General features: G+C 63.4%; 21 protein-coding genes. 12 read left to right on the forward strand and 9 right to left on the reverse strand.

Annotation, left to right across the window (positions count from 1 at the left end):
- Window positions 1–42 precede the first annotated feature (42 nt).
- Complete coding sequence (locus tag H7995_RS15290) at window positions 43–717, reverse strand: YciC family protein (RefSeq protein WP_166590414.1); 675 nt, start codon at window positions 715–717, stop codon at window positions 43–45.
- Between the two features lie 178 nt (window positions 718–895).
- Between H7995_RS15290 and H7995_RS15295 the strand changes: the two genes are divergently transcribed.
- From H7995_RS15295 to H7995_RS15305, 3 genes are all read left to right on the forward strand, one after another.
- Window positions 896–1,660: a DUF2076 domain-containing protein gene (locus H7995_RS15295; protein ID WP_166590413.1), complete on the forward strand. Its 765-nt coding sequence runs from the start codon at window positions 896–898 to the stop codon at window positions 1,658–1,660.
- Between the two features lie 138 nt (window positions 1,661–1,798).
- On the forward strand, window positions 1,799–2,278 hold the full coding sequence (locus H7995_RS15300) for a LabA-like NYN domain-containing protein (RefSeq protein WP_166590412.1): 480 nt from the start codon (window positions 1,799–1,801) through the stop codon (window positions 2,276–2,278).
- 22 nt (window positions 2,279–2,300) lie between these two features.
- Window positions 2,301–2,912, forward strand: a complete 612-nt coding sequence (locus H7995_RS15305; protein ID WP_166590411.1) for a 3'-5' exonuclease — start codon at window positions 2,301–2,303, stop codon at window positions 2,910–2,912.
- A gap of 30 nt (window positions 2,913–2,942) precedes the next feature.
- Here H7995_RS15305 and H7995_RS15310 read toward each other — a convergent pair whose 3' ends face one another.
- Entirely contained in the window at window positions 2,943–3,404 is a 462-nt protein-coding gene (locus H7995_RS15310) for an Lrp/AsnC family transcriptional regulator (protein WP_166590410.1), read from the reverse strand.
- A 160-nt stretch (window positions 3,405–3,564) separates the two neighbouring features.
- On the opposite strand from H7995_RS15310, the gene yedA reads away from it, so the two are divergent.
- A complete protein-coding gene (yedA, locus tag H7995_RS15315) occupies window positions 3,565–4,455 on the forward strand; it encodes a drug/metabolite exporter YedA (RefSeq protein WP_166590409.1) in 891 nt (296 codons plus the stop codon).
- A 58-nt stretch (window positions 4,456–4,513) separates the two neighbouring features.
- Window positions 4,514–5,842 (forward strand): RNA helicase RhlE1, encoded by a 1,329-nt coding sequence (gene rhlE1, locus H7995_RS15320; RefSeq protein WP_166590408.1) that lies wholly within the window; start codon window positions 4,514–4,516, stop codon window positions 5,840–5,842.
- Window positions 5,843–5,878: 36 nt separating this feature from the next.
- Here the strand turns inward: rhlE1 and H7995_RS15325 are convergent, their stop codons facing one another.
- Both H7995_RS15325 and H7995_RS15330 read right to left on the reverse strand, forming a co-directional pair.
- A complete protein-coding gene (locus H7995_RS15325; protein WP_182342434.1) occupies window positions 5,879–7,117 on the reverse strand; it encodes a TIGR03862 family flavoprotein in 1,239 nt (412 codons plus the stop codon).
- A 231-nt stretch (window positions 7,118–7,348) separates the two neighbouring features.
- Window positions 7,349–8,269, reverse strand: coding sequence for a histone deacetylase family protein (locus H7995_RS15330; protein ID WP_166593157.1), 921 nt, complete (start codon window positions 8,267–8,269; stop codon window positions 7,349–7,351).
- 86 nt (window positions 8,270–8,355) lie between these two features.
- Here H7995_RS15330 and H7995_RS15335 point away from each other — a divergent pair, with 86 nt between their 5' ends.
- The 3 genes from H7995_RS15335 to H7995_RS15345 all read left to right on the forward strand — a co-directional run bounded on the left by H7995_RS15335 (window position 8,356) and on the right by H7995_RS15345 (window position 10,500).
- On the forward strand, window positions 8,356–8,925 hold the full coding sequence (locus tag H7995_RS15335; protein WP_166593158.1) for a GNAT family N-acetyltransferase: 570 nt from the start codon (window positions 8,356–8,358) through the stop codon (window positions 8,923–8,925).
- Between the two features lie 106 nt (window positions 8,926–9,031).
- Entirely contained in the window at window positions 9,032–9,901 is an 870-nt protein-coding gene (gene tesB / locus H7995_RS15340; RefSeq protein ID WP_166593159.1) for an acyl-CoA thioesterase II, read from the forward strand.
- Window positions 9,898–10,500, forward strand: coding sequence for an HAD family hydrolase (locus H7995_RS15345; RefSeq protein WP_166593160.1), 603 nt, complete (start codon window positions 9,898–9,900; stop codon window positions 10,498–10,500). Before tesB ends, H7995_RS15345 begins: the two co-directional genes overlap by 4 nt.
- An 84-nt stretch (window positions 10,501–10,584) precedes the next feature.
- Here the strand turns inward: H7995_RS15345 and ypfJ (H7995_RS15350) are convergent, their stop codons facing one another.
- Window positions 10,585–11,472: a KPN_02809 family neutral zinc metallopeptidase gene (gene ypfJ / locus H7995_RS15350; RefSeq protein ID WP_166593161.1), complete on the reverse strand. Its 888-nt coding sequence runs from the start codon at window positions 11,470–11,472 to the stop codon at window positions 10,585–10,587.
- Between the two features lie 121 nt (window positions 11,473–11,593).
- Window positions 11,594–12,445, reverse strand: a complete 852-nt coding sequence (gene ypfJ, locus H7995_RS15355; protein WP_182342429.1) for a KPN_02809 family neutral zinc metallopeptidase — start codon at window positions 12,443–12,445, stop codon at window positions 11,594–11,596.
- Between the two features lie 233 nt (window positions 12,446–12,678).
- On the opposite strand from ypfJ (H7995_RS15355), the gene H7995_RS15360 reads away from it, so the two are divergent.
- Complete coding sequence (locus H7995_RS15360; protein WP_166591536.1) at window positions 12,679–13,356, forward strand: TetR/AcrR family transcriptional regulator; 678 nt, start codon at window positions 12,679–12,681, stop codon at window positions 13,354–13,356.
- Between the two features lie 79 nt (window positions 13,357–13,435).
- Here the strand turns inward: H7995_RS15360 and trmA are convergent, their stop codons facing one another.
- A complete protein-coding gene (trmA, locus tag H7995_RS15365) occupies window positions 13,436–14,515 on the reverse strand; it encodes a tRNA (uridine(54)-C5)-methyltransferase TrmA (protein WP_166591535.1) in 1,080 nt (359 codons plus the stop codon).
- On the reverse strand, window positions 14,512–15,807 hold the full coding sequence (locus H7995_RS15370; protein WP_166591534.1) for an NCS2 family permease: 1,296 nt from the start codon (window positions 15,805–15,807) through the stop codon (window positions 14,512–14,514). Before H7995_RS15370 ends, trmA begins: the two co-directional genes overlap by 4 nt.
- A 204-nt stretch (window positions 15,808–16,011) precedes the next feature.
- On the opposite strand from H7995_RS15370, the gene H7995_RS15375 reads away from it, so the two are divergent.
- Together H7995_RS15375 and H7995_RS15380 are read left to right on the forward strand one after the other, a co-directional pair.
- Window positions 16,012–16,470 carry a DUF4879 domain-containing protein gene (locus H7995_RS15375; protein ID WP_185818568.1) on the forward strand — a complete coding sequence of 153 codons (459 nt, stop codon included), beginning with the start codon at window positions 16,012–16,014 and terminating at the stop codon, window positions 16,468–16,470.
- An 81-nt stretch (window positions 16,471–16,551) separates the two neighbouring features.
- Window positions 16,552–17,103 (forward strand): DJ-1 family glyoxalase III, encoded by a 552-nt coding sequence (locus tag H7995_RS15380; protein WP_166591532.1) that lies wholly within the window; start codon window positions 16,552–16,554, stop codon window positions 17,101–17,103.
- On the opposite strand, the gene H7995_RS15385 is transcribed toward H7995_RS15380, so the two are convergent.
- The gene (locus tag H7995_RS15385; RefSeq protein WP_166591531.1) at window positions 17,069–18,352 is read right to left on the reverse strand and encodes an MFS transporter; all 1,284 of its coding nucleotides are present in this window, start codon (window positions 18,350–18,352) and stop codon (window positions 17,069–17,071) included. The genes H7995_RS15380 and H7995_RS15385 overlap by 35 nt on opposite strands.
- A 337-nt stretch (window positions 18,353–18,689) precedes the next feature.
- On the opposite strand from H7995_RS15385, the gene H7995_RS15390 reads away from it, so the two are divergent.
- A complete protein-coding gene (locus tag H7995_RS15390) occupies window positions 18,690–20,129 on the forward strand; it encodes a cytochrome ubiquinol oxidase subunit I (protein WP_166591530.1) in 1,440 nt (479 codons plus the stop codon).
- Window positions 20,130–20,131: the final 2 nt, after the last annotated feature.

The raw sequence follows: 20,131 nt of genomic DNA on the forward strand, positions 1-20,131 counted from the left end.
CGAGCATAACCGAGAGCAGGGGCCAGCCCAAGGGGGCTGCCGTCAGGCGTTGCCCTGGGTTTTGTCAGGCGCTTCGCTGATCAGCATGAACAGGCGAAACAGCACCACGCTGGTGAACAGTTGCAGAAAGCTGTGAGCGCTTTCGATAAGCACCGACAGCACCGGGTTCTGGGGTGACGGATAGAGCGAGAAAGTCACGCCCTTGAGCAGCCACAGTGGCCCCATCACACAGAGAATGCACACCAGGATGCGCAGGAAATTACCCCGGGCCAGGCGCATGCTTTCGCGGATCGCGGCCAGTGGCGCCAGATTGCGCAGCACCAGCAGGTACTCGGCGAACGCCAGCATCACCATCAGCCAGATGCCCGGCAGGAAGTACAGCGACAAGCCCACCAGAATCATCAGCGTGTTGACGGCCGTCAGCAAGGCGAAGCGCGGCCACAGGCTGGCCGAGGCTGCCAGCAGGTCACGGGTGCGCGGCGACTCGCCCCGGCTGCGGGCATCGAGAAACAGGATCAGCGCGGCGGTGTACAGCGGATAGACCAGCAACCCGACAATCACGCTGTAGCCGGGAAACGCCTCGGGTCCCTGGGTGTGATCGACCAGTTGTTGCAGCAGGGCCTCGATCACCACCAGCGGCAGGCACAGCGCAACGATGCCGCTCAGGTTGCGCTTGAAGAAATACAAGGAGTCGCGGAGTACGTCTAACGGATTCATCGGTCGCTTTCGCAGGTTGCAGAGTATGGCGACACTGTAACCGATGGGGGGCGTACCTGAACAAAGGTAAACGTTAGGTAAAGCGCATTGAAACAGTTGGCATCGGCCCCATTACTGCCGGGCACCTTATCCAGACGGGATAAGGGCACAGATTTCTCCGGCAATCTATGAGGTCGCCATGAACAACCAAGAGCAAACCCTGATCGATGACCTGTTTGCACGACTGCAACAGGCACAAACCCAGGCCGAACCGCGCGACGCCCTGGCGCAGGCGCGGATCAACGAGCACCTGGGCCGCCAGCCCGACGCCGGTTATTTCATGACCCAGGCGATCCTGGTGCAAGAAGCGGCGCTCAAGCGCCTCGACGAGCAAAACCGGGCGCTCGCGCAACAGGTCGAGCAATTGCAGAACCAGTTGTTGCAGGCCCGGGCGCAGACCCCGGCCGCGGCGCCAAGCGGCGGTGGCGGGTTCCTGTCCAGCCTGTTTGGCGGGCCCCGTGATCCACTGCCTGGCGCCTCCCGGGCTCCGTCGGCGTCCGGCGGCAATGGCTGGCGTGAGCCCGGACGCTCGGCACCCACTGCGCAGCTCGGCGCGCAAAACTTCAGCGCGCCGGCCCAGAACGCCGCCGCCCCGGTGCAACAGGCGCCAGCGGCTGGCGGCAGCTTCCTCGGTGGCGCCCTGAAGACCGCTGCCGGGGTGGCGGGCGGGGTGATGCTGGCGCAGGGCATCAGCAGTCTGTTCCACAGCAACCAGGCACCACAGGAAGTCGTCGAAGTGATCAAGGAAGAACCCGCGCCGGTCAATGACAGCGGTACCGGTTGGGGTGACGAACCGCGCATGGCCGGTAACGACAGCTACGGCAACGACCAGGGCGGGTTTGCCGACGCCGACTACAGCGATGACGGCTCGTCGTTGTTCGGCGACGACGACAGCTTCGTCTGATCCGCCATTCGTCCGGGGCATTGTGCTGCCCCGGACTGATGATTCGCCCAACCTTCCTTGCGGCTGGCATACTGGGCGACTTTTCGGGCCCTGGGTCCGAACAATCGCCAGCGCCTGTGCGCGCAAAGAGGATGTGCGGTGAAGAAGATCGCAGTGTTCGCCGATGTCCAGAACCTCTATTACACCGTGCGCCAGGCCTACGGCTGTCATTTCAACTATGCCGCCTTGTGGGCTGACATCAGCCAGCACGGGCAGATCGTCGAGGCCTATGCCTACGCCATCGATCGCGGCGACAGCAAGCAGCAGCAGTTCCAGCAGATCCTGCGCAACCTCGGTTTCACCGTGAAGCTCAAGCCCTACATCCAGCGCAGCGACGGCTCGGCCAAGGGCGACTGGGACGTGGGCATCACCCTGGATATCATGGACGCCGCCGATCACGTCGACGAAGTGGTGCTGGCTTCCGGTGACGGCGATTTCGACATGCTGCTCGAGCGCATCATCAACAAGCACGGGGTGGCCGCCGTGGCCTACGGTGTGCCGGGTCTCACCGCCAATTCGCTGATTCGCGCGGCCACACGCTACGTGCCGATCGAAGGCGCGTTGCTGCTCAAAAACTGATTATTGAACGCAAGGAACAGGTTTGGAACGCATAGCCGTCATCGACTTTGAAACCACCGGAATCTCCCCCAGCAGCAGCTGCCGGGCCACGGAAATCGCCGTGGTGATTCTAGAACAGGGGCGCATCGTCGAGCGTTACCAGAGCCTGATGAATGCCGGCGTGCGCGTGCCGGCGTTTATCGAACAACTGACCGGCATCAGCAACGCCATGCTGCGCACCGCGCCCAGTGCCCAGCAGGTGATGAACGAGGTCAACGAGTTTGTCGGGACCACGCCATTGCTGGCGCACAACGCAGCCTTCGACCAGAAGTTCTGGGACTTCGAGCTGGGGCAGATCAAGCGCACACGCTTGCAGCACTTTGCCTGCTCGCTGTTGCTGGCCCGGCGCCTGATGCCGGCGGCGCCCAACCACAAGCTGGGTACCCTCACCCGATTCGCCGGGTTGCCCCACACCGGCCAGGCTCACCGGGCCATGGCCGACGCCGAGATGGCGGCCAACCTGACCGCGCACCTGGCGCAGGAGCTGCGGCACACGCACGGCGTGCGCGAGCTGTCCCATGATCTGCTGCGCAGCCTGCAGAAAGTCCCGGCGGCCAAGATCAACGAACATCTCAAGCGCCATCGCGGGTTCTGACTTTCCAGGCCGCCCGAGCAGCCCGGGACCTCATGCGCCGTTTTTGCCGTTGCCTTCCAGTTGCCCTAGGGGGATGCGTTTTTCGAAGGCGCTGGAAAGCACGATCGAGGTCTTGCTGGAGCCGAACTGGGCGACACGATTGATCAAGTCTTCCAATTCGATCATCGAGGCCACCGCGCCGCGCATGATCACGCAGGAGTCGCCGGTGACGCGATGGCACTCGGTGAGCTGGGGGATCCTGATCATTTCGTCATAGGCTTTCTGGTTGCCGTGCTGGGTCAGGCGCAGCTCGATCAGGCACTGGATCGGCAGGCCGACCTTGGCCAGGTCGACGTTGGCCTGGTAGCCGGTGATCACGCCGCTGGACTCAAGCTTGGCCACGCGCTCGGCGACGGCGGGGGCTGACAGGTTCACTTTGCGCGCCAATTCGGCGTAGGACGCTCGCCCGTTTTCCATGAGGGCGCTGAGCAGCATCCGGTCGTATTTATCCATAAACAGGCTCCCTGAACAGCTGGCTTTCGAAAGTACGGCTTATAGCCGTTATCTCCGTGTTTTGAAAAGTGTATGGGCCTTATAAACAGGTTTTGTAACTTAAGTTCCGTCTGTCGGCTTTCTAGAATAACGCTCCACTTGTCCTGCCTTAGAGCGTCCCATGCCTGGTCTTCGCCGATTCCCGTTACCGCTGATTGGAGCCTTTTTTGCGCTGTATGTGATCTGGGGGTCGACCTACCTGGTGATCCGCATCGGCGTCGAGTACTGGCCACCGCTGATGCTGGGGGGCGTGCGTTTCATCATTGCCGGGACCCTGCTGTATGCCTTTTTGCGCTGGCGCGGGGTGCCGGCCCCCACGTGGCAGCAGTGGAAGGCGGCTGCGGCGATCGGGGTGCTGTTGCTCAGTTGTGGTAACGGCGCGGTGACGGTGGCCGAGCACGCGGGCGTGGCCTCGGGGGTGGCGGCCTTGGCGGTGGCCACGGTGCCGCTGTTCACTCTGCTTTGCGGTTATTTCTGGGGCGCGCGCAATACCCGCCTGGAGTGGGCGGGGATCGTGCTGGGCCTGATCGGGATCGCCATGCTCAACCTCGGTTCCAACCTGCAGTCCAGCCCCCTGGGCGCGGCGTTGCTGATCTTTGCCGCGGCGGCCTGGGCCTTTGGTTCGGTGTGGAGTAAACATTTGCCGTTGCCCCAGGGGGCGATGGCCAGTGCCGCCGAGATGCTGGTGGGGGGCGTGGTGCTGATGATCGCCAGCGCCCTGTCCGGCGAGCGCCTGCACAGCCTGCCGCCGATCGAAGGCTGGGCCGCGCTGATGTACCTGGTGCTGCTCGGTTCGATCGTCGCGTTCAACGCCTACATGTACTTGCTCAAGCACGTGCGCCCGGCAGCGGCCACCAGCTATGCCTACGTCAACCCGGCCGTGGCGGTGTTGCTGGGGATCGTTTTTGCCGGCGAAACCATAGGCCTGGAAGAGGCCCTGGCCATGACGGTGATCATCAGTGCCGTGGTGCTGATCGGCTTGCCGCAGTGGCGTAAGCAGAAACCGCAGTGATTTAAGGTAAACTGCCGCGCATTGCCCACGTGCGCTGATTTTTTCCTACGGTATCCCAATGACTTTCGCCACTCTTGGCCTGATCGAACCCTTGCTGCGCGCCCTAGAGACGCTCGGTTACCAGACCCCAACCCCGGTCCAGGCGCAAGCCATTCCGGCGGTACTGGCTGGTCGCGACCTGATGGCCGCGGCCCAGACCGGCACCGGCAAGACCGCCGGCTTTGCCGTGCCGCTGTTGCAGTTGCTGGCCATGGAAGGGCCGAAAGTCACCAGTAACTCGGTGCGCGCGCTGATCCTGGTGCCAACCCGCGAGCTGGCCGAACAGGTGCATGAAAGCGTGCGCCAGTACGCCGAGCATCTGCCGTTGAGCACTTACGCCGTGTACGGCGGCGTCAGCATCAACCCGCAGATGATGAAGCTGCGCAAAGGCGTCGACCTGCTGGTGGCCACTCCCGGTCGCCTGCTGGACCTGTTCCGCCAGAACGCGCTGAAATTCAATCAGCTGCAGACCCTGGTGCTCGACGAAGCGGACCGCATGCTCGACCTGGGCTTCTCCGAAGAGCTGTCGAACATCTACCGGGTGCTGCCGAAAAAGCGCCAGACCCTGCTGTTCTCCGCGACGTTCTCGGATCAGATCCGCCTGTTGGCCGGGCAAATGCTCAACGACCCGCTGAGCATCGAAGTCAGCCCGCGCAACGTTGCCGCCAACACGGTCAAGCAATGGCTCTACACCGTCGACAAGAAGCGCAAGCCAGAGCTGTTCGTGCATTTGCTGCGCAAGCACAAGTGGAAGCAGGTGCTGGTGTTCGCCAAGACCCGTAACGGCGTGGACGCGCTGGTGGATAAACTCCAGGGCCTGGGCGTCAATGCCGACGGCATTCATGGCGACAAACCCCAGGCAACCCGCCAGCGGGCGCTGGACCGTTTCAAGGCCAGCGAAATCCAGATCCTGGTGGCCACTGACGTCGCGGCCCGTGGCCTGGACATCGAAGACCTGCCGCTGGTGGTCAACTTTGATCTGCCGATCGTGGCCGAGGACTACATCCACCGGATCGGCCGTACCGGTCGTGCCGGGGCCACCGGTGAGGCGATTTCGCTGGTGTGCGCCGATGAAGTGAACCTGTTGTCGGCGATCGAGATGCTGACCCGTCAGGGCCTGACTCGCCATATGGAGCAGGACTTCGAGCCGGAGCACCGGGTGCCGGACACCGACGCCAGCGGCCTGGTGATCAAGAAGCCGAAAAAACCGAAGAAGCCCAAGGCTTCCGGTGGTGGCAAGCGTAACCTGGGCAAATGGGTGGACAGCGGCGAGACCGTGGCCGATGTGCCGGTCAAGCCGGTGCGCAAGGTACCGGTATTCAACACCGGGCCGCGCAAGAAGAAGTGAGGCGCCTGTAAGCCGCAAGCTTGAAGCGTGCGGCTTTTAGCGGCTCCTCAGCCACTGCACCATCCCCATCCCCGCCGCACGCCCACTGGCGAAACAGGCGGTCAGCAGATAGCCGCCGGTCGGCGCTTCCCAATCGAGCATTTCGCCCGCGCAGAATACGCCGGGCAATGCCTTGAGCATCAACTGTTCATCCATGGCTTCGAAGGTCACGCCGCCGGCGCTGCTGATGGCTTCGTCCAGCGGCCGGGTCTTGACCAGTGTCAGGGGCAGGGCCTTGATGGCGTGAGCCAGCGCCAACGGATCGGCGAAGGACTCGCTCGGCGCCAGTTCGCGCAGCAGCGCGGCCTTGACGCCATCCAGGCCCAACTGGCTGTGCAGGTGCTTGGCCATGGAGCGGGAGCCGCGGGGCTTGCTCAGCGCCGCGTGGATTTTATCCACAGGGCGCCCGGGCAGCAGATCCAGGTGCACAGTGGCCGAACCCTGCTGCTCGATGGCATCGCGGATCGGCGCAGACAGGGCATAGATCAGGCTGCCCTCAACCCCAGTGGCGGTCATCACGCATTCCCCCAGGCGCGGGACATCGTCATTCAAACCGATGGCGATGTTTTTCAGCGGCGCTCCGGCAAATTTGCTGCGCATCAGTTCACTCCAGGCCGCCACCTCGAACCCGCAGTTGCTCGGTCTCAGGGGCGCCAGGGCGATCCCGCGTTGTTCCAGGGGCTGCATCCAGGCGCCGTCGGAGCCCAGGCGCGCCCAACTGCCGCCACCGAGTGCCAGCAACAGGGCGTCGGGGTTGATCGCCTGTTCGCCGTCGGGATTGGCAATGCGCAGGCTGCCGTCCGGGTTCCAGCCCAGCCAGCGGTGGCGGGTGTGGATAACCACTCCGCCATCGCGCAGGCGCTTGAGCCAGGCACGCAGCAGCGGGGCGGCTTTCATGTCGGTGGGGAAAACGCGGCCGGAACTGCCGACGAAGGTTTCTATCCCCAGGCCGTGAATCCAGGCACACAGCGTGGGTGCATCGAAGCCGCGCAACAACGGGGCGATGTGCGGGGCGCGCGCGGCGTAGCGTGCGAGGAATGCCGGGTAGGCTTCGGAGTGGGTGATGTTCATGCCGCCGACACCGGCCAGCAGGAATTTGCGGCCCACCGACGGCATGGCGTCGTAGAGGTCAACCCTGATCCCGGCCTGGCTCAACACCTCGGCGGCCATCAGGCCGGCAGGGCCACCGCCGATGATGGCGACGTGCTGGGGAGGGAGAGGGGCGGGTTGGCTCATGGCGTGCACTGCGATTCGGTTCGAAAGGCCGCGTATTCTAGCAGCACCGCAGGCCCCCTGTAGCAGCTGCCTCGCAAGCTCGGCAGCGGCTACAGGGGGAGTCATGGGGCGATGGAGCTGGTTGAAAAATGATCAGCGCCTTGCAAGGCATAGGGGGCAGGGCTTCTAGGTCCTTTCACTCAGGTTATCCACAGGCCGTTCCACAGGCATTGTGGGTAAAGCATCCATAACTCAATGACAGCCTGATGACTGCCAGACCCGTTGCGCGCTGTGATGGAGGATGCCGTGGCGTCGGGCCAGGGCCTGGCGGTCCTTGCTGTAGCCCCCGCCGATCACGCCCATCACCGCGATGTCGCGGCCCAGGCAGTGGCGCAGTACGGCTTCATCGCGGGCGGCAACACCGGCGTCGGTCAGCTTCAGATAGCCCAGGGCGTCGTCCTTGTGCACATCGACCCCGGCGTCATACAGCACCAGGTCCGGCTGGTAGAGCGGCAGCAGGTAGTTGAGCGCGTCATCGACCACCTTGAGGTACTCGGCATCGCCCATGCCCATGGGCAGCGGGATGTCCCAGTCGCTGTCGGCCTTGCGTGCGGGAAAATTCTTTTCGCAATGCAGGGAAACCGTCACTGCGTCCGGGGTATGTTGCAGAATCCGCGCCGTGCCGTCGCCCTGATGCACGTCACAGTCGAAGATCAACACCCGTGAAACCCGCCCGCTTCCCAACAGGTAATGGCTGATGACCGCCAGGTCGTTGAAGATGCAGAAACCGGCGGGGTGATCGTAGTGGGCGTGGTGGGTGCCACCGGCGAGATGGCAGGCCATGCCATGCTCCAGCGCCTGTTCGGCGGCCAGCAGGGAGCCGCCGACTGCCCGCACGGTGCGCCGGGCCAGGGCTTCGTTCCAGGGCAGGCCGAGGCGCCGCTGGTCTTCGCGGGACAACTCGCCGCTCATGTAGCGTTCGATATAGCCGGGGTCGTGGGCCAGGGCCAGAATGTCCGCCGGGCAGATCTGTGGACGCAGCAGGTGCTGGTCCTCGGTCAGGCCACTGTCCACCAGGTGATCGCGCAGCAGCCGGAACTTGTCCATGGGAAAGCGATGTTCCGCGGGGAACTCGGGGCTGTAGTCTTCGTGATAAATCAGCGGCAGGGGCATGGTGGGTTCGTGGCGTGGCGTGGAGTGACGAAGTGAAGGATCCTACCAGCGATCTAGACTTGTTTGCAGGGAAACGGAGGGGAGCGATGGAGCCGATACTGGAACTTGAGAGTGCGCGGCTGCTGATGCGCCAGTGGCGGGATGAGGATTTGCCGGCATTTGCCGCGATGTGCGCCGACCCGCAGGTCATGCGCTACTTCCCGGCACCCTTGAGTCGCCTGGAAAGCGCTGCATTGATCGGGCGAATCAGGGGGCATTTTGCTGAGCATGGTTTTGGTGGATGGGCGCTGGAGCGCAAGGACAACGGTGCATTCATCGGCTTTACCGGCTTGGGGGTAGTCGGGTTCGAGGCCCCGTTCACGCCGGCCACCGAGATCGGGTGGCGCCTGGCCCGCGAGCACTGGGGCCTTGGGTACGCCAGCGAAGCGGCCTGGACCGCTCTGCGCTGCGGCTTTGACCGTTTGCAGCTGGATCAGGTGGTGGCCTTTACCACCGAGGCCAACCTGCCGTCACAGAAAGTCATGCAAGCCATTGGCATGCACCCTGACCCGGCGGGCGATTTCCAGCACCCCAATGTGCAGGCCGGTCATCCGCTGCGCAGCCACGTGCTGTACCGCATCACCCGTGAGCAATGGTTGGAAACCTTGCATGGATAAGCTGGCCGGGATGTTTACAATGTGCGCAATGTTGGCCCGGGCCAAAATCTGAATTGACCGCCGCAGCCAAGACTGCGCGGCATCGCTCTGTGTGAGGAGAGTCTGAATGAGCCAAGTGCTGGAAGATCTGGTCGACCTGCTGACCCTGGAACCGATCGAAGAAAACCTGTTTCGCGGCCGTAGCCAGGACCTGGGCTTTCGTCAGTTGTTCGGCGGCCAGGTGCTGGGCCAGTCCCTGTCGGCGGCCAGCCAGACCGTAGAGGAAGCGCGTCACGTGCATTCGATGCACGGTTATTTCCTGCGTCCCGGCGACGCCGGGTTACCGGTGGTCTACCAGGTGGATCGGGTACGCGACGGTGGCAGCTTCAGCACCCGCCGGGTGACGGCGATCCAGAAGGGCCAGCCGATCTTCACCTGCAGCGCTTCGTTCCAGTACGACGAAGAAGGCTTCGACCACCAGAGCGCAATGCCCCAGGTGGTTGGCCCGGAAAACCTGCCCTCGGAGCTGGAGTTGATCCAACAGCGGGCGCACCTGATCCCCGAACACATGCGCGAAAAACTGCTGTGCCCCAAGCCGATCGAGTTCCGCCCGGTGACCGACAGCGACCCCTACAATCCGCAGCCGGCCGACCCGGTCAAGTACGTCTGGTTCCGCGCCGACGGCGCGCTGGCGGACTCGCCGGCGCTGCACAAGTATCTGCTGGCCTATGCCTCCGATTTCGGCCTGCTGGTCACTTCGTTGCTGCCCCACGGCAAATCGGTCTGGCAAAAAGACATGCAGGTGGCCAGCCTCGACCACGCCTTGTGGTTCCACGCCGACGTGCGTGCCGATGACTGGTTGCTGTACGCCATGGACAGCCCATGGGCCGGCAACTCCCGAGGCTTTTCGCGCGGCAGCGTGTTCAACCGCGCCGGCAAACTGGTGGCCTCGGTGACCCAGGAAGGCCTGATTCGCCATCGCAAGGATTGGGCATGAGCCTGGCGCAGGTACGCCATTGGGTATTCGACATGGACGGCACCCTGACGGTTGCCGTGCATGACTTTGCGGCGATCCGCCAGGCCCTGGCGATTCCCCCTGAGCACGACATCCTGACCCATCTCGCCGCGCTGCCGGCCGCCGAAGCCGCGGCCAAGCATGCCTGGCTGCTGGAGCACGAGCGGGACCTGGCGCTGGGTTCGCAGCCGGCCCCTGGCGCCGTCGAGTTGGTGCGTGAGTTGGCCGGGCGTGGTTATCGTTTGGGCATCCTTACCCGCAATGCCCGGGAACTGGCCCACATCACGCTGCAGGCGATTGGCCTGGCAGATTGCTTCGCGGTCGAGGATGTCCTGGGGCGCGATGATGCGCCGCCCAAGCCCCATCCCGGTGGATTGCTGAAACTGGCCCAGGCCTGGGAGGTGGCTCCCGGCAATATGGTGATGGTCGGTGACTACCGGTTTGACCTTGATTGCGGTCGCGCGGCGGGCACGCGCACGGTGCTGGTGAATCTACCGGACAACCCGTGGCCGGAATTGACCGACTGGCACGCCGCCGACTGCGTGGCACTGCGCAATCTGCTGTCGGCCCCAGACGCCTGAGAGCCCCGTGCTGAGCCGTGAAACAGCGCTTGCTGGCCCTGGTGGCCGGGGCTGAGGATCAGCCGCCAGCCAGGGTTTTGCCATTCAGAGGCTCTTCGCGGCAAAGGTGTCGCATTGACCGATCTGGCCTTGGGCGAAGCCGGTCTTGAACCAGCGCACGCGTTGCGCCGAGGTGCCATGGGTGAAGGAGTCCGGGACCACGCGACCTTGACCCTGTTGCTGCAAGCGATCATCGCCGATGGCGTTGGCGGCGTTCATCGCTTCTTCAACATCACCCGGTTCAAGCCAGTTCAAACGCTTCTGCGCATGGTTGGCCCAGACGCCAGCCAGGCAGTCGGCTTGCAACTCCTGGCGCACCAGCAGCCCACCATCACCTTCCATGCGTTGCCCTTGCTGGCGCGCAGCCTGGATCTTGGCGGAGACCCCGAGCAGGGTCTGCACGTGGTGGCCGACCTCGTGAGCGATGACGTAGGCCTGGGCGAAGTCGCCGGCGGCGCCAAAACGCTGGGACATTTCCTGGAAGAAGCTCATGTCCAGGTACACCCGTTGATCCGCCGGGCAGTAGAACGGCCCGGTCGCCGCCGAAGCACCGCCGCAGGCTGAGTTGACCCGACCGCTGAACAGCATCAGCTTGGGCGCCGCGTACTGGCGCCCGGCCTGTTGGAAGATCTGGCCCCAGGTGTCTTCGGTGTCACCGAGGATCCGCGCGACAAATTCCGCCTGCTCGTCATTGGCCGGCGGCGCCTTGCGGGTTTGGGTGGTGGCGGGGGCTGATTGCTGGTCCATTTGCCCGGCCAGTTGCCCGAGAATCTGCATCGGGTCCTGTCCGGTGATCCAGCCGATCCCGACGATCAGCACGATGGCCGTCAGGCTCAGCCCCTTGCCCCCGCCGAAACGCATACCACCGCCACCACCCCCCTCACCTCGGGCATCCACCACGTTGTCACTGCGGCGGCCTTTTTTCCATAACATGTGGGAATCCTCTGATTTTGCGTGGTGTGAGTGTTGCTGGTGAGTGGGATAGTCGCCAGTCCAGTCGTCAGACGATGTCGGACGAAAGGCAGTATGGCATTCGGTGTGCGGCGCTGTCGGGCTACAGCGGGTTGGCCGAGAAGGTATCGCACTGCTCGATGCGACCTTGCTCGAAACCGCGCTCGAACCAGCGCACACGCTGCGCGGAAGTGCCATGAGTGAAGGTCTCAGGCATCGGGCCGGTCGTTTGGTTCCCGCGCCGGTAATCGTCACCGAACACCGCGGCCGCTTCCAGCGCGGCCTGCAGATCGCCTGGCTCCAGCCAGTTCAGGCGCTGCTGGGCGTGGTGTGCCCAGACGCCCGCCAGGCAATCGGCCTGCAGCTCCGCGCGCACTTCCAGGCCGTTGTCACCGGCAGTGGGGTGGCCGGCACCCAGGGCTTCGTCGAAGGGCCGGGACAATCCCAGGCGGGTCTGCACGTGATGTCCGACTTCGTGGGCGATCACATAGGCCTGGGCAAACGCGCCGAAGTCGCTCATCCGTTGGGCCATCTTGCGGAAAAATCCCAGGTCCAGGTACAGCGCCTGATTGTCCGGGCAATAGAACGGCCCGACCGCCGACGAAGCGTAACCGCAGCCGGAAGTCACGCCCTGTTCGAAGAGGGTCAGGGTGGGTTCAGGGTAGGGCTGGTCCAGGGATTGAAACAGGGCTCTCCAGGTGTCCTCGGTATCCCCGAGCACGGCACGCACGAACGCCAGGTCGAGGTCCTCGGTGTTTTCCGGCGTGACTTCGCTCACGGGCGGCGATGCCGGGTCAGCCTCCTGGGGGGCGGTCAGGCTGCCCAGCGCCACGGCTCCCGAGAGGGCGGCAGCACCGAGGGCGATCACGAGTTTTTTGCTCGGGGGGAGGCGGTTGGAGGGGGATTGGCGGGTATCGGTGACGTTATCGCTGGGACGGGCTTTGTTCCAAAGCATGTCGACATTCCTTGTGATTTGAGCGGCATTCATTGCCTGGTGTCTGCATACCAGCTACGGCGCGAAAAGTGACGGTCAATGTGTAAACGCAGGTGAGCGACAGCACCGCCGTGTGCCGGGGCAAGTTGTATTGAAATCGTAAGCAGGGGGCTTATACGAGGTAGCGATACTTCCTTCGCTACAGCGAGCGGCCCATAATCGTCGGCCTCTGCAGCGTCGGCCACGAGCCCGGAATGAGAATGACCACAGACCTTACCGTAGCGCCCGAAGCGGCAGCGCTCGAGCCACGCAAGAGTCGTAAGAACAACCCGGAAAAGACCCGCGAGAACATCCTTCAAGAAGCCATTGTCGAGTTCGTCCAGCAGGGGTTGTCCGGGGCGCGAGTGGATGCCATCGCCGAACGAATCCATACCTCAAAGCGCATGATCTATTACTACTTCGGGAGTAAGGAGCAGCTCTATGTCGAGGTGCTGGAGAAGCTCTACGGGAATATCCGCAATACCGAGAATCGCTTGCAGCTCGCCGAACTCGCACCGCGCGAAGCCATCCAGCGGCTGGTGGAGTTCACCTTCGATCACCATGATCGGAACGTCGATTTTGTGCGCATTGTCAGCATCGAGAACATTCATAACGCCGAGTACGTGAAGCACTCCGAGTCGATCAAGGCGATGAACAACACCATCCTTGATGCACTGGGGGAGATACTGCGACGTGGAGTCGCGCAAGGGGTGTTCCGTGAAGGACTCAACCCGCTGGACGTGCACCTGCTGATCACCTCGTTCTGCTTCTACCGAGTGTCGAACCGCCACACCTTCGGTGAGATCTTCCAGATCGACCTGCCCGATGTGGCGATCAAGCAGCGTCATCGGCAGATGATCGGCGAGTCGGTGCTGCGCTACCTGCAGGCCTGAACCGAGATGAGGGGCCGTGGCCCCGGCACCCACAAAAAAGCCGTCCTCGGGACGGCTTTTTTGTGGACCGCGTCAGCGATTAACGACGGGTCAGCAAGACCCCGGATTCCATGTGGTGGGTCCACGGGAACTGATCGAACAGCGCACAACGGGTGATGCGATGGGTGTCGTGCAACTGGGCGATGTTGGCTGCCAGGGTCTCTGGGTTGCACGAGATGTACAGGATGTTGTCGAAGCGTCGGGTCAGCTCGCAGGTGTCCGGGTCCATGCCGGCGCGCGGTGGATCGACGAACACGCTGCCGAACGCGTAGCTCTTCAAGTCGATACCGTGCAGGCGACGGAACGGGCGCACTTCGTTCAAGGCTTCGGTCAACTCTTCGGCGGACAGGCGCACCAGGGTGACGTTATCCACCGCGTTTTCGCTGAGGTTGCTCAGCGCGGCATTGACTGAAGTCTTGCTGATTTCCGTGGCCAGTACTTTGCGTACGCGGGTCGCCAGGGGCAGGGTGAAGTTGCCGTTGCCGCAGTACAGCTCCAGCAGATCGTCCGGACGCTCGCCCAGGGCGTCATATGCCCAGTTGAGCATCTTCTGGTTCACCGTGCCGTTGGGCTGGGTGAAGGCCCCTTCGGGCTGGCGATAGCTGAAGGTGCGCCCGCCGACTTCGAGTTTCTCGACCACATAATCCTGGCCGATCACTTCGCGTTTGCCCTTGGAGCGCCCGATCACGCTGACGTTCAAGTCGGCCGCCAACTGGCGGGCCGCCGCATGCCAGTGCTCATCGAGCGGGCGGTGGTAGCACAGGGTGATCATCGCGTCGCCTGCCAGGGTGGTCAGGAACTCCACCTGGAACAGCTTGTGGCTCAAGGCTGCGCTGGCCTGCCAGGCGGCCTTGAGCTGCGGCATCAACTGGTTGATGCGCAGGCTGGCGATCGGGAACTCTTCGATCAGGATCGGCGTGCGCTTGTCTTCCTGGGAAAACATTGCGTAGTGCCGCTCGCCGGCTTCGCGCCACAGGCGGAATTCGGCGCGCAGGCGGAAGTTGGCCAGCGGCGAGTCGAACACCGCAGGTTGCGGGGCATCGAACGGTGCCAGCAGGTCACGCAGGCGCGTGACCTTGTCTTCGAGCTGAGCGGCGTAAGCCTGGGAATCGAATGTCATGCGTTGAACCAACCCAACTTGATCACGAACAGAATGGAGAGAATCACCAGCGCCGGGTTCAGCTCACGGCCACGACCGGACAGCAGTTTGATGGCGGTCCAGGCGATGAAACCGAAGGCAATGCCGTTGGCGATGGAGTACGTGAAAGGCATCGCCAGGGCAGTGATCACCACCGGCGCAGCCACGGTGATGTCATCCCAGTCTATTTCCGCCAGGCCGGAAGTCATCAGCACGGCGACGAACAGCAGGGCCGGCGCGGTGGCGAAGGCCGGAACGCTGGCGGCCAGTGGCGAGAAGAACAGCGCCAGCAGGAACAGGATGGCCACCACCACGGCGGTGAGGCCGGTCCGGCCACCGGCGCTGACGCCTGCTGCCGATTCGATGTAGCTGGTGGTGGTCGAGGTGCCCAGCAGGGAGCCGGCCATGGCCGCCGTACTGTCGGCGATCAGCGCCCGGCCCATTTTCGGCATGTGACCGTCCTTGCCCATCAGGCCGGCGCGCTTGGCGACGCCGATCAGGGTGCCGGAGTTGTCGAACAGGTCGACGAACAGGAAGGCGAAGATCACGCTGACCAGACCGATGTCCAGGGCGCCCATGATGTCCAGTTGCAGGAAGGTCGGCGCCAGGGAGGGCGGCATCGACACTACGCCGCCGAACGGGGTGAAGCCCAGGGCGATGGAGGCGATGGTCACGGTCAGGATGCCGATCAGTACCGCACCGCGCACTTTCAGGGCTTCGAGGGCCACGATCATGGCAAAGCCCAGGGTCGCGAGGATCGGTGCCGGTTGCTTCAGGTCACCGAGGCCGACCATGGTCGCCGGGTTGCTGACCACGATGCCAGCGTTGTGCAGGGCAATCAGGGCCAGGAACAGGCCGATACCGGCGGCAATCGCCGAACGCAGCGGCAGCGGGATGCTGTTGATGATCCATTCGCGGATGCGGAAGATCGACAGCAGGAAGAACAGCACCGCCGAAATGAACACCGCGCCCAGCGCCACTTGCCAGGTGTGGCCCATGTGCAGGACCACGGTGTAGGTGAAGAAGGCGTTCAGGCCCATGCCCGGTGCCAGTGCGATCGGGTAGTTGGCAATCAGGCCCATCACGGTGGAGCCGATGGCGGCCGCCAGGCAGGTCGCGACAAACACCGCGCCCTTGTCCATGCCAGTCTCGCCGAGGATGCTCGGGTTGACGAACAGAATGTAGGCCATGGCCAGGAAGGTCGTGACGCCCGCAAGAATCTCGGTGCGCACGTTGGTGTTGTGTGCCTTGAGTTGAAACAGCCTTTCCAGCATGTCTGCTCCCCGTGGCGCATCTTGCGCCGTGAATGTATCGACTTGAACAGCAAAGCACAGACCACAGCAGGCGCCCGGGATTTTTCTGTCGGTCGGAAAAAGCCGCGCATCATACCAGCAGCTTGGGGCTATGGCTGCGATCGTCGGCGATGTTTTGCCTTTGAGGCGGCTGGGGCATACTGCGCGCCGGTTCCGGGAGTGGTCATGTCTTCTAAAAAGCGCAGGTTGAGTCTGGTGGTGGGCGTGTGTGGCGCCTTGTTGTCCGGCATGCAGGTGGCCCAGGCGGCTTCCGCACCGCCGTTGAGTGAAATCAAGGTGCTCAAGGTCCAGTCGCCGTCCTGCGGCATGGAGGACATCAGTCCCGGGCAGGCGCAAACCCACTGTGATCATGAAGGGCCGAACATCAAGATCTACGTGCTGGAGGTCGGTTATGGCCGTTCGCCCCAGGCCGGACTGGATGGCGCGGACATCGACGGCGTGCGCATCCGGGTGTGTGCCTTTGATAACGGCGACCTGACGGAATGCTCCGGCATGGTCAGCAAGATCGTCGGCTACCTCTATATCTTCGATATGGCCGGCAAGCAGCGTGGCACCTTCACCTTGCGCAATACCTCGATCAACGCGCCGGGCAACAGCCTGTCGACCCAAATCTACATCAAGTAGTCGGCACAGGCGCGTAGGGGGAGTTGAACGTCGGTCAATAAAGGTGACTACGCTTTAAGGATCACCCTGTGGACACCGACCATGACCTTTAGAGCCCTGATTACCCTTGCCGAGGGCATCGACGACCTGCAAAGCGTCACCCTGATCGACGTGCTGCGTCGGGCGAATGTCGAAGTGGTGGTGGCCAGCATCGAGGCGCGGCGCATGCTGACGTGCGCCCGGGGCACACGCCTGACCGCCGATGCGATGCTGGTGGACGTGCTGGCGCAACCCTTCGACCTGATTGTCCTGCCCGGCGGCGCCGTGGGCGGCAAGCACCTGGCGGCCCATCAGCCGTTGCAGCAGTTGCTCAAGGACCAGGCCGCCGCCGGCCGGCTGTTCGCCGCCATCGCCGAGTCGCCGGCGCTCGCCCTGCAGGCCTTCGGCGTGTTGCGCCAGCGACGCATGACCTGCCTGCCTGCCGTCAGCCAGCAACTGCTGGGCTGCACCTTCGTCGATCAGCCCGTGGTGGTCGACGGCAACTGCATCACGGCCCAGGGTTCGGCAGCGGCCCTGGCATTTGCCCTGCAATTGGTGGAGCAACTGTGCGGCAGGGCGGTCAAGGTTGCGGTGGCGCGGGAACTGCTGGCTTAGCGGCGGTCTGCGAGTCCTTGGGGGCATCCACCGGTATATGCATGCGATCACGCTGGGCCAGGGTAGGGAACAGCTTGATCCAGGTCCCGGTGACCAGCAGCGTGCCGACGCCACCCATGACCACCGCCGGCACTGTGCCGAACCAGTGTGCCGTCAGGCCGGACTCGAACTCACCCAACTGATTCGAGGCGCCGATGAACAAGCCGTTTACGGCGCTGACCCGGCCGCGCATTTCATCCGGGGTTTCCAGTTGCACGAAAGATGCGCGGATCACCATGCTGATCATGTCCGCCGCCCCCAGCACCACCAGCACCGCCAACGAGAACCAGAATGAGGTCGACAGGCCAAAGGCTATGGTCGCCACGCCGAACACGCCGACGGCGGTAAACATCACCCGGCCCACTTTGCGTTCCACGGCAAACCGCGCCAGCCAGAGTGACATCAGCAGGGCGCCCACGGCCGGTGCCGAGCGCAGCAGCCCCAGGCCCCAGGGGCCGGTCAGCAGGATGTCCTTGGCGAACACCGGCAACAGCGCGGTGGCGCCCCCCAGCAGCACCGCGAACAGGTCCAGGGAGATCGCCCCGAGAATGTCCGGGCGACTGCGGATGAAGCGAACGCCGGCCAGCAGGGAATCCAGGGTGGCCTTGCCTTTGTTCAGCGGGGTTTGCCGCGCTGGCAGGTTGAGCATCAGGGTGCAGGCGATGGCGTACAAGAGCACCGTCGGCCCGTAGACCCAGACGCTGCCAAAGGCATAGAGCAGGCCGCCAAGGGCCGGGGCGATGATGGTGGCCGACTGTTGCGCCGACTGTGCCGCCGCCACCGCACGTGGGAACAGGGCCGTGGGCACGATGCTGGGCAGCAGGGCCTGGGTGGTGGGTAACTCGAACGAGCGCGCGGCGCCCAGCAGGAACGCGAGGATGAAGATCAGCTCGCGCGTCACCTGGTCGGTGGCGCTGCCGATGGCCAGGGCCAGGGCAATCAGCGCCTGCAAGGACTGGCAGAGGGCCGCGACCTTGCGCCGGTCATAGCGGTCGGCCACATGCCCGGTGTGCAGCATGAACAGCACCCGCGGAGCGAATTCCACCAGCCCGACCAGGCCCAGGTCCAGCACGTTGCCGGTGAGTTGGTAGAGGTTCCAGCCAATGGCCACGGTGAGCATCTGAAAGCCGCTGGCGGTGAAAACCCGTGCCAGCCAGAACGCAAGGAAAGGGCGGTGATGACGTAACAGCAGGGGCTCTGGGCTGGGCATCGGCGGACAGGTCTGGTGGGAAAAAGCTGAGCCTATCATCAAGTTGTAACCGGAGGTTGCAGTGATCGCCTCGATCGGCGCACCAGGGGCCTGAGGCAACCTGTCACGCGGCAATAGACCACACGCTCTGCCGGTGAAAATGCGACTACTCTTTGATCGTTGCTTGATCCAGATCAAAGCCCCTGGGGGATTTGTTCTGACGGCCAGAAGGCCAGACTCCCTGCGTTGTGATGTTTGTAAAAAAAGAACGAATTCGAATTCGCCACACTCCATACCCGTAGGGGCGGTGGGTGCAGGCCACAAGCCTGTAGCCGTATTACCTGACAGAGGAAGACTTATGTTCGGTTTGGAGGCACTTGATCTCGCCCGAATTCAGTTCGCGTTCACCATCTCATTCCACATTCTGTTCCCGGCGATCACCATCGGCCTGGCGAGTTACCTGGCAGTACTCGAAGGTCTGTGGCTGAAAACCAACAACAACACCTACCGTGACCTCTACCATTTCTGGTCGAAGATCTTTGCCGTCAACTTCGGCATGGGGGTGGTCTCTGGCCTGGTCATGGCCTACCAGTTCGGCACCAACTGGAGTCGCTTTTCGGACTTCGCCGGCTCCATCACCGGGCCGTTGCTGACCTATGAAGTGCTCACGGCATTCTTCCTCGAAGCGGGTTTCCTCGGCGTCATGCTGTTTGGCTGGAACAAGGTGGGGCGCAAGCTGCACTTCTTCGCCACGGTCATGGTGGCGATCGGTACGCTGATCTCGACGTTCTGGATCCTCGCTTCCAACAGCTGGATGCAGACCCCCCAGGGTTACGAAATCATCAACGGCCAGGTCATCCCGGTGGACTGGTTCGCGGTGATTTTCAACCCCTCGTTCCCCTATCGCCTGATGCACATGGCCACCGCCGCCTTTGTCGCGACCGCGTTCTTTGTCGGTTCGTCGGCGGCCTGGCACCTGCTGCGCGGTCGCGACAACCCGGCCATCCGCACCATGTTGTCGATGGCCATGTGGATGGCGTTGATCGTTGCGCCGATCCAGGCCGTGATCGGTGACTTCCACGGGCTCAACACCCTTAAGCACCAACCGGCGAAAATCGCTGCGATCGAAGGTCACTGGGAAAACCATGGCGACGAACCAACGCCGCTGATCCTGTTTGGCTGGCCGGACATGAAGGAGGAGCGGACCAAGTACGCGGTGGAAATTCCGTACCTGGGCAGCCTGATCCTCACGCACTCCCTGGACAAGCAGGTGCCCGCGCTCAAGGAGTTCCCGCCGGAAGATCGGGCGAACTCGACCATCGTGTTCTGGTCGTTCCGGATCATGGTGGGCCTGGGCATGCTGATGATCTTCACCGGCCTGTGGAGCCTGTGGCTGCGCAAGCGTGACCGGCTGTATTCGAACCGCGCGTTCCTGTACCTGACCCTGTGGATGGGGCCTTCCGGCCTGATCGCGATTCTTGCGGGCTGGTTCACGACGGAAATCGGGCGCCAACCGTGGGTGATCTACGGGGTGATGCGCACCGCCGATGCGTCCTCCGGGCACAGCGTGGTGCAGATGAGCATTACCCTGGCGCTGTTTGTGGTGGTGTATTTCTCGCTGTTCGGTGTGGGCCTTGGCTACATGATGCGTCTGGTGCGCAAGGGGCCAAAGCTCAACGAAGGGGCCGAACCGAGCCACGGTGGTCCTGGTCAGCAACGCACGCCGGCCCGTCCGCTTTCCGCTGCCGATGACGGCACCGAAGGTGACCACAGCGACAGCCTGAACAAGGGGAATTGAGT

The sequence above is a fragment of the Pseudomonas kielensis genome (assembly GCF_014236655.1).
Lineage (GTDB): Bacteria > Pseudomonadota > Gammaproteobacteria > Pseudomonadales > Pseudomonadaceae > Aquipseudomonas > Aquipseudomonas kielensis.

Excerpts from the sequence above, each read along its gene's own strand:
- tesB (WP_166593159.1), top strand. The coding sequence starts at position 9,032 with ATGAGCCAAGTGCTGGAAGATCTGGTCGACCTGCTGACCCTGGAACCG.
- H7995_RS15325 (WP_182342434.1), bottom strand. The coding sequence starts at position 7,117 with ATGAGCCAACCCGCCCCTCTCCCTCCCCAGCACGTCGCCATCATCGGC.
- H7995_RS15370 (WP_166591534.1), bottom strand. The coding sequence starts at position 15,807 with ATGCTGGAAAGGCTGTTTCAACTCAAGGCACACAACACCAACGTGCGC.
- H7995_RS15390 (WP_166591530.1), top strand. The coding sequence starts at position 18,690 with ATGTTCGGTTTGGAGGCACTTGATCTCGCCCGAATTCAGTTCGCGTTC.
- H7995_RS15330 (WP_166593157.1), bottom strand. The coding sequence starts at position 8,269 with ATGCCCCTGCCGCTGATTTATCACGAAGACTACAGCCCCGAGTTCCCC.
- trmA (WP_166591535.1), bottom strand. The coding sequence starts at position 14,515 with ATGACATTCGATTCCCAGGCTTACGCCGCTCAGCTCGAAGACAAGGTC.
- H7995_RS15335 (WP_166593158.1), top strand. The coding sequence starts at position 8,356 with ATGGAGCCGATACTGGAACTTGAGAGTGCGCGGCTGCTGATGCGCCAG.
- H7995_RS15375 (WP_185818568.1), top strand. The coding sequence starts at position 16,012 with ATGTCTTCTAAAAAGCGCAGGTTGAGTCTGGTGGTGGGCGTGTGTGGC.
- H7995_RS15385 (WP_166591531.1), bottom strand. The coding sequence starts at position 18,352 with ATGCCCAGCCCAGAGCCCCTGCTGTTACGTCATCACCGCCCTTTCCTT.
- ypfJ (WP_182342429.1), bottom strand. The coding sequence starts at position 12,445 with ATGCTTTGGAACAAAGCCCGTCCCAGCGATAACGTCACCGATACCCGC.
- H7995_RS15290 (WP_166590414.1), bottom strand. The coding sequence starts at position 717 with ATGAATCCGTTAGACGTACTCCGCGACTCCTTGTATTTCTTCAAGCGC.
- ypfJ (WP_166593161.1), bottom strand. The coding sequence starts at position 11,472 with ATGTTATGGAAAAAAGGCCGCCGCAGTGACAACGTGGTGGATGCCCGA.
- H7995_RS15310 (WP_166590410.1), bottom strand. The coding sequence starts at position 3,404 with ATGGATAAATACGACCGGATGCTGCTCAGCGCCCTCATGGAAAACGGG.
- H7995_RS15380 (WP_166591532.1), top strand. The coding sequence starts at position 16,552 with ATGACCTTTAGAGCCCTGATTACCCTTGCCGAGGGCATCGACGACCTG.
- H7995_RS15295 (WP_166590413.1), top strand. The coding sequence starts at position 896 with ATGAACAACCAAGAGCAAACCCTGATCGATGACCTGTTTGCACGACTG.
- rhlE1 (WP_166590408.1), top strand. The coding sequence starts at position 4,514 with ATGACTTTCGCCACTCTTGGCCTGATCGAACCCTTGCTGCGCGCCCTA.
- yedA (WP_166590409.1), top strand. The coding sequence starts at position 3,565 with ATGCCTGGTCTTCGCCGATTCCCGTTACCGCTGATTGGAGCCTTTTTT.
- H7995_RS15360 (WP_166591536.1), top strand. The coding sequence starts at position 12,679 with ATGAGAATGACCACAGACCTTACCGTAGCGCCCGAAGCGGCAGCGCTC.
- H7995_RS15345 (WP_166593160.1), top strand. The coding sequence starts at position 9,898 with ATGAGCCTGGCGCAGGTACGCCATTGGGTATTCGACATGGACGGCACC.